Source organism: Nocardioides fonticola (genome assembly GCF_039536805.1).
GTDB classification, from domain to species: domain Bacteria; phylum Actinomycetota; class Actinomycetes; order Propionibacteriales; family Nocardioidaceae; genus Nocardioides; species Nocardioides fonticola.
The window spans coordinates 1-746 of record NZ_BAAAZH010000041.1; the positions used below are offsets into that span (position 1 = coordinate 1).

Annotated in this window: 1 protein-coding gene; it reads left to right on the forward strand. The window is 66.2% G+C overall.

Annotation, left to right across the window (positions count from 1 at the left end; all coding sequences use genetic code 11):
* Nucleotides 1-20: 20 nt before the first annotated feature.
* The coding region (locus ABD671_RS22285) for a hypothetical protein (protein ID WP_344735725.1) at nt 21-746 on the forward strand (726 nt) is incomplete at its 3' end.

The following is a 746-nucleotide window of genomic DNA, read 5'->3' on the forward strand; positions in this document are numbered from 1 at the left end:
AGGTGGGTCAGACGGCGCAGATGACGTTCACCTCGGGTGGTTCGGGTAATCCGGTGGTCGTCACGGTGACGTCGGCGAACGGGGTGTGCGCGGTGAATGGCACGACGATCTCGTATCTGAAGGCGGGCAGCTGTCTTCTCGACCTCGATCAGGCGGGCAATGCGGACTACGCCGCGGCCTTCACGACCAATCTGATCCTGGCGGTGGGTAAGGGGTCGCAGGCGATCTTGGGGTTGTTTCTTCCTCCTGCGCCGCGGGTGGGTGATTCGGTGGTGTTGGCGGCGTCGGGTGGTGCGTCGGGTCAGCCGGTGACGTATGCGTCGTCCTCGTCGGCGTGCACGGTGTCGGGTTCGTCGGTGTCGTTCGTGCATGTGGGCCTCTGTTCGGTGACGGCGTCGCAGGCGGGGACGGCGGACTATGCCGCGGCGTCGGATGTGACGGTGTCGACGACGGTGGCCAAGAAGCTGCAGTCGATCTCGTTCTCGTTGCCGTCGGCTCCGAAGGTGGGCACGAGTGCGGTGTTGTCGGCGACGGCGTCCTCTGGTGGTGCGGTGTCGTATGTCGCTGGTGGTGGCGCGGGTGTGTGTCGGATCGTGGGGTCGTCGGTGGTCTACGACCATGCGGGTACGTGCACGGTGACGGCGTCGCAGGCGGGTTCTGATGATGTGGCGGCGGCGCCGGAGGTGTCGCAGACGGTGGTGGTCGGGAAGGGGTTGCAGTCGATCTCGTTCGTGCTTCCGGGTCCG